The organism is Gayadomonas joobiniege G7 (assembly GCF_000300815.1).
GTDB classification, from domain to species: Bacteria; Pseudomonadota; Gammaproteobacteria; order Enterobacterales; family Alteromonadaceae; genus Catenovulum; species Catenovulum joobiniege.
Map to the genome: position 1 here is coordinate 409,101 of NZ_AMRX01000008.1, position 10,869 is coordinate 419,969.

Here is a 10,869-nt window from a genome sequence, read left to right on the forward strand (position 1 = left end):
CTTTTGAATAAGTTCACCGGTAACGGAAATTGTTAGTTTTGTTGTCGTTTAACTTTTCTGCGCCAAAATACCATCATCATAGCCAGTGCTGCTAAACTCGCTGTGCCTGATTCGGGTACTGGATTAACCGTCACGTTAAAGCTAGTGTCGACGTCTTGATAGCTAAAGTCATCAAAAAATAACCCCAAAAAGAAACCGCCATCAGCCCCCGTTAAATCTACCGTGCCCGAACCGGCTGCACCAGCAGTAAAGTTTAATGTTGCTATGGTATAAATATCATCGCTAATCACAGGGCCTGCGGGGTCGACAGAGCCGCTTACATCGGCAAAAGGATCTGCGTCCAGCCAAGCGGCTAAATCGACAGAATCTAAGCTAATATTAGCGGCATCAGTTAAATCAAGATTAAAACCCAAACCTGTTAATACCTCACTGCTGTCTAAATCGACTTGTACATCCACTGCAAAGCTATCTCCTGCATTCACAGTGACATCAGATGGTGGCATCAGAAATGCTGCCTGACTGGTAAAACTTAATACCGATACAGTTGCAGCACATAATAATTGTTTTATCTTTTTATTCATGGTTGTATTCCTTAGTTGTTTTGACGATATAGTGAATAGAACAAGCTATAATCACGGCGTGATACAATGCCATCATTATCTAAATCGGCAGCTTCGTTAAAATCGCTGTCTGAAACCCGTTTACCCAATTGCGCTCGAAAGAGCGTGAGATCAGCTGGGGTTATCGCTGCATCTCCATCAAGATCACCGTCTACCGGCGGTGCTTGATATCCTTCTGCAATCAATTGAATATCGTCAATCAACATACGGCTTGAATTGCTGTTTTTAATGCTCAATTGATTCAAGTCATAACTTGGATCAGTTGCGGTGGTCACAAAACTATTGCCATGTGCCCAGTTTATTTTGTTGCGGTAAATGACCCATGCAATCTGGGTTTGACTATCGCTATTTGGGGTGATAGTTAGATGAATTTGATAAGGAACATTGGCTTCAAATTCTTCTGGGATACCTAAATCAATTGTTTGTTTTCCTTGCAGGCCGTCAACTGCTAACTCTGCGATAGAGGTTGCCGAATTTGAGCTGTTTAATATCAGTTGATAAGCTGCATCGCCTGCTTGATTTAATATTTCTACCGTGCGTCTTGCACCCAAGGTATCAGAGGTACTGTCAAACATCACGTTTAGCGATAAGGTTAATGCGTCGTAGTTTTCTGCCCGTATTGGCGAATTTAAATCGACCGTTAATCTGCTGTTATCTGCTAATGATTTTAATGCAAGCGCATTTGAACTTAATGGCCCGTCAGCATCGATAATTGACATGCCTGAAACTGTATCACTTTGTTGCTGCCAGTTATGGTCTGCCGCTAGTATTTGATTGGCATTGACCTCACCCATTGGAAGATTATCCCAGCTTTCATTTAATAACACCTGATCATTTGCAGTATCTAAATTAAAGCTAAAAGTGGTTACAGTCATTGGCGGAAAATCTAACGTGAAAGACTTGTCATTAATTTGTTCCGCATAACCTGTTTCGCCAGCAGGAATAGTTTCACTATACTGGCGATACCAAACGGGATCGCTCAACTTGCGGTTATTTAGAGAAAATTGATAATCCTGATAGCTATTTTCAGTGCTAAAGTTCATCACCCAAACACGGATTTGGTTGCCTTTGCGTAACACTCGAGTATGTAGCTTACCATCAGTTAAAATATCGCTACCGTCGTGGTCATCGCTCATGACTGGGCTGTAGTTTAATAAATTACCCATTAGCTCTCGCATAATGTTGCCACGCAGACCACTGCGACCGTATGACCACCACATCAAACCATTAAAACCATGATCTGTCATGTCAAAAAGTGATCCAAGCCCATCTTCTATTTCTTCAATGTCGGGGATGTCTGATTTGGTATTCCAATGTAATTCAGAGTGCCATCTGTCTTTAAAGCCTGAATTGGAGATATCTTGGCGTAGTAAGTTGATTTCTCTTTCGCGGCGGTCTTCTGGATAATAATGAGTACCATAAATATCCATGGTATCCAGCCAGCCGTTGCGATTTAAATTGCCCATCCAGTCTCTTAGGCCAGGTTCATAATCTTCGTATCCAATAATCTGTGGCATCGGGAATCCACGCTCAGCAGATAAGGTTTTTAAAAAGCCGACAATTTTTTGGAATCTATCCGGCCAAATTTTACCTTCGTTAAAGATGTATTCGTTATCTATGCCAAGGATGTGAGTCGGGATCCCCTCAGATGCCATATACTCAATGTAGTCAGCGAGCAATATTGCGTATTTTTCTGGATCAACCCCATCGCTTTGCAAAACCCATTCAGGAAACGAGTAGGGGCCATTTAGTTTTTTACTTGCAAATACAATCAGGTTTTCATTGCGAGCCATCGCTGCTTTAATTTTTTGTACTTCTGGCGCGTAATAACTTGCATCAACTACACCTGCTTCAGGGTGCGCGGGTTTACCATTGGCTTGATCGGGCCTATCTCGGGTGCCATAAATTGAGGTTCTAACCCCATTAAACCCATCAATTAAATAAAGTTTGTCTGCAAAATCATCGCCCATGGTTGCGCCCCAACTACTCTTGAGGTCGTAAAACATGTATTCAATTTCTTGGTTTTCAGAATCTGGGAATATGACTGCATCACTATGGTCTAAAGCGTATGCGGCTGATTGCAAGATGGTTATAGCTTGACCATTAATATTAATGGTGGCTTCTCGCGGATTGAATAAAGCGTTTTCTTCAAGCGTTAGGATAACTTCAGCATCACCATCGCCAGAACTGATATCGGCGTGCACCCAGCTAGGTAAGTCGTCAATTTGCCAAGCCTGATTGCTACTGACATACAGGCTTACTTGTTGGTTAGCAGACGAGCTTTTAATATACTCCTTATTAATGCTCAAATAAGCTTCTTCAGGCACTAAATTTTCAACACCAGCGGTGATTTCGCTTTCGGTTAAAGCGGAGTCCCAAATGCGTACATTATCAAAAATAGCATGCACTGAACCTAAATGGTTGTTATTACCTGTTTGATTTAAATAAGCGTCTAAGCCATCAATTTCTGTGGTTGAACCCCCTTTAAAGCGGGCCCCTATTGTTATATCAGTATTGCTCCAGTCCCACTGAGAAAAACTGGTATTGAACTTTTGCGTATATGCAAAAACACCGTCTACGTACCAGTCAACTTGTGAATCATGAAAGACTAAAACATATTCATGCCAAGTATTTTTCGCAAAATTTGGAATATCATCGGCATTGCCTTTGATCTGGGCACCATCTTTAGTGATGCCGGCCATGGCATCACTCCAAAAATCATTCCCTAAATTTCTAAAGCCATGTGACCACATGTAGCCATTGCTCGTGTCCCTTAATGCAAAGCTATGCGAGTGCCAGGCGGTATTGCCCTCTGGTGTAGAGTCGATATGATAATAATCAAATTTAACTGTAACAGCGTTATTACTAATTTGGTCAAGAGGGATGCGCAGATAGCGAAGTGAGTCGACTTCTAGTCCGTAACCAGATTTAGCTTCGGTTGAGAAACTAATATCGCCGTGATTTGGATCACCTGTTAAGTAGGTGGCACTCGGATCATTTATGTTACTGATGCTTTGTTCATTAAAATCAAACGAAATTAACGGTTCTGCACTTTGCACCGACGGGCAAAGTGCAGCTAAAGACAAAGCAGTTAGGCAAGCATTTAGCTTAAAGGTCCGCATTTGTAATCATCCTATTATGAGGTAAAAAAAACTTGAGTACCGCTCAGCTCACAAGATAGGTCTAACAACAAAAACAGATGAATGTTTAAAAACCGTAAATAAAATTTAAATAAATATTTTTTTTACATAGGATGTAAAAAATAAAATGTATTAATTTTTGCGGTTTTATCGTTTTATTTTGTTATATGAATACTCAATTCGCATCTTGAATATTAACAAGAGGTTAATCTCTGAATGAAAATTAAAAAACCATTGGTTGCACTTAAAAAAGTGCTTGTCCCCGTTTTAAGTGCGGGTTTGACCCTAAGCTGTGGTAGTAGCGTGGCTGAAGTACAAACTGGTTCTGTGACTTACGACAAACCAAATGTCATTTATATTATCGTAGACGATATGGGAATTGGTGATATCACACCATACGGACAAGATAAAATCCGTACACCCAATATTCAAAAAATGGCTGAAAAAGGCATTACTTTTGCGCAACATTATGCGGGTAATACGGTTTGCGCGCCGTCACGTGCCGCTCTAGTTACAGGTTTGCATACAGGTCACACCCAAATTCGAGGTAATTACGAACTGGGTGGTTTTACTGATGACGAAGAATTTGGTCAAATGCCATTAAACCCTGGAACACAAACCATAGCGACAGTGATGAAAGATGCGGGTTATAACACTGCACTTATTGGTAAGTGGGGATTGGGCGGACCCGGTTCTTACGGGGTGCCAACTAAGCAGGGGTTTGATTACTTTTTTGGTTATTTAGATCAAAAACAAGCACACAACCATTATCCAACCCATTTATGGCAAAACGAAGAAAAATTTCCGCTGAATAATGAGTGGGTTCACCCACACCAAGAACTTCCAGAAGGTGTGGATCCAAACGATCCAGCGTCTTACCAAGCTTATTTAAGAGAAGATTTTGCGCAAGAGCGATTAACTGAAGAGGCTTTGAAATACGTTAAAGAAAACAAAGACAAGCCATTCTTCTTATATCTAGCTTATGCCGGCCCTCATGCCGCACTACAAGCCCCTGAAGACGAAATCGATAAATATAACTTTGAAGAAACGCCATATACAGGTGAGACAGACGGCAACTATTTACCACAACGCCGTCCGCGTGCTGCTCGCGCAGCTATGATCAGCCATATTGACGAAGGTGTTGGTCGATTGAATAAACTGCTAGAAGACCTTGATATTGATGAAAATACGCTGGTTATTTTCACAAGTGATAATGGTCCGTCGTTTGAAGGTGGCGCAGATTTAGAATTTTTTGATAGCAACGGAAAATTCCGTGGGTACAAGCGTGATTTATACGAAGGTGGTATCCGTATGCCAACGATTGCACGTTGGCCTGGTCAAACACCCGAAGGTAAAATCACCGATCATGTATCTGCCTTTTGGGATGTTTTACCAACGCTGGCTGACCTAACAAATACCGAATTGACTAAAAAGACAGACGGTATTTCATTTTTACCCACTTTGTTAGGTAAAGGCGAACAAAAGCAACACGATAGTCTGTACTGGGAATTCCATCATTGGAATGGCGATCATGCTCAAGCGCTTCGTATTAAAGATGATAAAAATGGCGATTGGAAAGCGGTTAGAGTTTACAACCCAAAAAATCGTCAAAATCCACCGATTGAGCTATATAACTTAAAACGTGATCCGGGTGAGCAAAACAATGTCGCTTCTCAATATCCGGAGATGGTTAAAAAAGCCGAAAAATTGTTTAAAAAGTCCCGTACGCGTTCATTTGTTGATAGCTGGAACTTTGATTTTTGGCCAGGTAAATATAAATAAACAATTAAACTATTGTCAGGTTAAAAAGGGGCTTTATAGCCCCTTTTTTAATTATTTTAGTAACTTTTTTGCGGTTTTTTAATTTTGTTTTGTTTTATTGATAATTCAATAATTTTGCAACAATGTCTATTCAATAGAGATAATTATGAAACTAAAAAGAGCAATTTTAACCTTATCCAGTGTATTGCCTATCACACTAGCAGCTGGCCTTAGCCATGCTGAGTTGTTAGAGTGGCAAGATCCGGAAGTTTTCCAAGTAAATAAAGAGCCAGTTAAAGCACATTATTTTGCCTATCAAGACGAAAGTGAAATCGACCTTTACGAACCTTGGAAAGCACATAACTATAAGCTATTAAATGGTACTTGGAAGTTTCATTGGGCTAAAAATCCGGAGAGCCGCCCGGTAGACTTTTATAAAAATGATTTTGATGTTAGCGGTTGGGATGATCATCAGGTGCCTGCCAACTGGCAACGCAATGTAGCAGGACAGAATTATGGTGTACCAAACTACTTTAACCATCCTTGTCATAAACCTAGGATCCCAGCGCCAGAAACGCCAAAAGACGTCAATCCAGTAGGTTCTTACAAACGTTCGTTTGACGTGCCGGCAGATTGGTCTGGCGAGCAAATATTTGTTCACTTCGGCGGCGTAAACTCAGCTTATTATGTTTGGGTGAATGGCGAAAAAGTGGGTTATGCAGAAGATTCAAAAACCCCGTCTGAGTTTGACGTAACCGACTATGTTAATCCCGGTCAAAACCAGATTGCGTTAGAAGTATACCGTTATTCAGACGCAACCTATTTTGAATGCCAAGATATGTGGCGCATGAGCGGGATTGAACGCGATGTTTACATCTACTCACGCCCTAAAGTACATGTAGAAGATTATTTTGCAGATACTAACTTAACTGACGACTATCAAGATGGTGTGTTTAATTTTACCGCTAGCATTGAAAATGATAGTCAAGAAAAAGCGTCTGGATATCAGCTAAAAGTGGAAATTTTAGATGATTCAGAAAAAACCATATTTAGCGATACGCTGAAAGTTAACGCTGTTAATAAAGGGCAAAAGTCTGAAATCAGTATCAATAAAACCCTTAAAGACGTCGCCAAGTGGAGTGCTGAACAGCCTAATCTGTATCATCTTAAGTTGACTTTATTAAACAACGCCAACCAGCCAGTTGAATTTATTGAACAAAAAATTGGTTTTAGGCGAGCTGAATTAAAAGACGGTTTAATTTTAGTTAATGGTAAGCCAGTTAAATTTAAAGGTGTTAACCGACACGATCATCACCCAGAATCTGGTCACGTGGTTCCAAAAGAAACCATGCGTAAAGACATTGAGATGATGAAAAAAGCCAATATCAATGCAGTTCGTACCTCACATTATCCAAATGACAGCTATTTATATAAGTTGGCTGACGAATATGGTTTATATGTGATGGATGAAGCCAACATAGAAACACATGGTTTAGGTGCCGCTAACCAAGCACCTTATAATCCTAAAAAACACATTGTGAATAAACCTGAATGGAAAGGAGCTTATATTTACCGCGCGGAAAATATGTATGAGCGTGATAAAAACCATGCTTCTGTTATTTTATTCTCGCCAGGTAACGAAACCGGGGATGGTCCGAATACCGCAGCTGTTTACGATTATCTAAAAGCTCAAGGTCCACGACCGGTGATTTTTGAGCAAGCACAACAAAGACGTCATACTGATGCCTATGGTCAGATGTATGCGCATCCGGAACTTGTTGAATATTATGCATTAAATACATACCCAGATGATAAACGTCCGCTGATCCTGATCGAGTACGAACACTTGATGGGTAACTCAGGCGGTAATTTAAAAGATTATTGGGACATTTTTGAAAAATACGATTCACTGCAAGGTGGCTTTATCTGGGATTGGGTTGACCAAACTTGGGCGTTAAAAGATGACAAAGGACAGGCGTACTGGGGTTATGGTGGTGACATCGAGCCTGCAGGCACACCAAGTGATGGCAGCTTTAGTGCAAACGGTGTTTTATACGCTGATCGCAGCCCATACCCTTATTATTACGAAGTTAAAAAAGTTTATCAAAACATTGACTTTTCAGCGGTCGATGCGGCTGATGGTAAAATATCAGTGATTAATGAAAACTACTTCAAAGACTTATCAGATCGAGTATTAGATTGGCAGTTAATCGAAAATGGTCAAGTGGTTAGTCAAGGGAGCGGCATTCGTTTATCGGCAAAACCTCAACAAAGTGAAACCATTACTATTGATTACGACTATGATTTTGAACAGGGTAAAGAGTACTTTGTTAACTTAACCGTTCGTAACCCTAAAGCTGAAGGTATGCTACCTGCAGATTATGCGATTGCGACTGGCCAACTGGCGGTGACAGAAACGAAAGCTGACTTCACTCAGGGACCTGAGTCTGAAGGCGAGCTGGAACTGAGTCAAAATGCAAACTCGGTGACTGTTTCTGGGGATGACTTTAGTTATCGCATAAATAAAGGCAGTGGTTTATTAGAGTCGATTAACTTCGACGGCGAAGAATTGTTAAAATCTGCTATCCGTCCTGACTTTTGGCGTGCACCAACTGATAATGATTTTGGCGAAAAATTCCCGAACGAGTCGGCTATTTGGCGGAATGTCGGTGACCGAGTTATAGGTAAAAATTTAACCACTGAGCAAGGTGAAAACTGGGTTAAAGTAAATGTTGAGCAACATTTACCATTGATTGAAACCCGTCAATTAGTGACTTACACCTTCTACGCCAATGGTGAAGTAAACTTAGATACTTGGTTCTATGCTGCTGAGCATAAAAAACGCCCAGCCTTGCCTCGTATTGGTTACCAATTGGAATTGGACCAGAGCAAAGATCAAATAAGTTATTATGGCCGTGGTCCAATGGAAAATTATTGGGATAGAAAAGCCGCTGCTTATATGGGGGTTTACCAAAACAATGTTGACGATATGTATGTTCCATATGTACGTCCGCAAGAAAACGGTCACCGTACTGACGTGCGCTGGGCTCGTTTTTATGAAAAAGACGGTAAAGGGATTGAAGTTATTGCTCAAAACAAAGTGGGTATTAATGCACAGCGTTATTCAGTAGATGATTATCTGCAGAAAAAACGTGGCACTCAACATCCAAATGAACTCGTGGCGACAGAAAGTGTATTTGTTAACATCGACCACAGACAACGAGGTGTTGGCGGCATTGATTCATGGCGAACTGCGCCACTGTTCAAGTACACTGTGCCTTGGATGGATTACCGATATTCAATCACGATACGTCCGTATCAAGACTAAACAATCAAAGGGGCGCTAAGCCCCTTTTTTATAGGCACTCAATTAAAGGTTTTAACAATGAAGTTTGGGCAAAATAAATTAATTAGTTTAATGGCTTTTTCTGCTTTGGCAGCCTGTTCAAATCAACCTGAGTCTGATTCTCAAACAGCTTTACAAGCACAAATTATTGTTGATGCAGACGCTGTGTTTGCACAGCAAAACCCATTGTTTTATGGCGGCAATAATATTTACCCGAAAGGGGGGCAAGGTTTATTAAATATAAAAAGTGGTGAATTTGACCAACAAACGCTAAAAATGTCAGCCGAGCTAGGTTTACGTACATATCGCTTTCCTGGTGGATCTGAAGGCAACTTGTATAAATGGAAAAGGGCTATTGGCCCAGTCGATCAGCGCATTGATAATGTGAGTGGCAATAACCAAGGTCCACAAAGTAACGAATTAGGCCCTGACGAATTTGGTCGCCTGTTAGAAACGACTACCTTTGATCAAGGTGTCATCATGGTCGCCTACGGTTACGAAAAACCAGATGATGCCGCGGATTGGGTTGAATATATGAATGCCGAAGTGGGCGAAAACCCGAACGGCGGTATCGATTGGGCCGCAGTACGTGCCAAAAACGGGCATCCAGAACCATACAATATAAAATATTGGGAAATTGGCAACGAAGTGTACGGAAACTGGGAATTAAACTGGGGATCTTACCCACATAAAGGGGATGCGAAGCGTGGAACTGGCAACGTAGTATTTGACGACACCACGGGCAAAGCGGGTACTTTACCTTTTGGTTCAGCAGATCGTTATATCCACGGTGGTTATAAGTATTTTCAACAGCAAAAAGCCGCCGCTAAAAGCTCATGGAAAGATCAGCATATAAAAACGAACGGCCAGGCCAATCAATCTTTTTACGTTAAATTTGCCCCGGTTAGCCTAGCTCAAGCCGACAAACCTTTTGTGGTAACTATTAACGGAATAAAGTGGCAACGCGTCGATACATTTTCAAATTCTGGACCAAAAGATAAACATTATCTACTACAACCAGATGAAGGCAAGATAACCTTCGGTGACGGGAAAAATGGCTTGATTCCGCCAGCGGGTCAGTTTGTGATGTTAGATTATTTATCTGGTAAACAACCTGGATTTATAGATTATTATCATAAAATGAAAGCTGTTGATCCGTCGATTGTGATCCTGTCTTGTTTTGAGAAAGAGTCGTTTTATAAACTAATGGCAGAGGCTAAACAGCCATATGATGGTGTGGTTAAACATTATTATCCGCCCCTACCAAAAAACGTTAGCCCAGAAGAATTCTACCGTCATTCGGTATATAAGGGCTTGCAAATTAGCCGTCCAATGCACGAACATCAAGTTTGGACAAAGCGCTATCCTAATCCTGCGCTAACAGGTAACGAAAAGCTTTGGTTGACTGAATATGGTATTCGCGGTCATATGGAACAACAAGTGATCATGCAAACGGTTATCAATAAATACAGTGATCAAATTGGTAGTTTATTAGGCCATTCGTTGTTTTTAAATAACAATACGCCAATGATAACAGATCAAGGGTATTATCGAGCCCGTGCCTTGCCAGTGCCTTTGTTTAGCAAGCTGTCGCAGAACAATTTTGTTAAATCTGAGGTGGCAGCACCGAGCTACCGAATTAAAAATCAAGTGATCCCAGCGGTGTTATCTACTGCGAGTATTAGTGACGATAAGTCTGAGATGAGTATCGTATTAACGAATACTTATCCGGATAAAGCAGTCAATGCGGAAATCGATTTAAAAGGTTTTAAACCTGATCCGTCTGCACCTGTTGAAGTTTGGCGACTCGCCAGCCGAACAGATAAAGTGATTGATGAAAATCGTCCAAATCAGACAGAAAACGTGCAACTGACCCGTGAAGCTGATATTAGCTATGCAGAAAGCCTAAACTTTAATATGGCAAAAGGATCGATTTACTTGCTTAAGTGGCAAGCTGAATAAACCTCAGTTAAACCCATCTATAAGCCCTTGTTCAAGATGA

General features: G+C 41.0%; 5 protein-coding genes. 3 read left to right on the forward strand and 2 right to left on the reverse strand.

The features are described 5' to 3' along the window. Positions 1-32: 32 nt before the first annotated feature. Both C727_RS0116380 and C727_RS0116385 read right to left on the reverse strand, forming a co-directional pair. Positions 33-581, reverse strand: a complete 549-nt coding sequence (locus tag C727_RS0116380; protein WP_017446743.1) for a hypothetical protein — start codon at positions 579-581, stop codon at positions 33-35. 11 nt (positions 582-592) lie between these two features. After that, positions 593-3,742, reverse strand: coding sequence for a LamG-like jellyroll fold domain-containing protein (locus C727_RS0116385; protein WP_017446744.1), 3,150 nt, complete (start codon positions 3,740-3,742; stop codon positions 593-595). A gap of 234 nt (positions 3,743-3,976) precedes the next feature. On the opposite strand from C727_RS0116385, the gene C727_RS0116390 reads away from it, so the two are divergent. The 3 genes from C727_RS0116390 (at position 3,977) to C727_RS0116400 (ending at position 10,829) form a co-directional block, all read left to right on the forward strand. Beyond that, positions 3,977-5,542 (forward strand): arylsulfatase, encoded by a 1,566-nt coding sequence (locus tag C727_RS0116390; RefSeq protein ID WP_017446745.1) that lies wholly within the window; start codon positions 3,977-3,979, stop codon positions 5,540-5,542. A 145-nt stretch (positions 5,543-5,687) separates the two neighbouring features. Beyond that, positions 5,688-8,849: a beta-galactosidase, LacZ type gene (gene lacZ, locus C727_RS0116395; protein ID WP_017446746.1), complete on the forward strand. Its 3,162-nt coding sequence runs from the start codon at positions 5,688-5,690 to the stop codon at positions 8,847-8,849. A 57-nt stretch (positions 8,850-8,906) separates the two neighbouring features. Beyond that, positions 8,907-10,829, forward strand: coding sequence for a hypothetical protein (locus C727_RS0116400; protein ID WP_017446747.1), 1,923 nt, complete (start codon positions 8,907-8,909; stop codon positions 10,827-10,829). Positions 10,830-10,869: the final 40 nt, after the last annotated feature.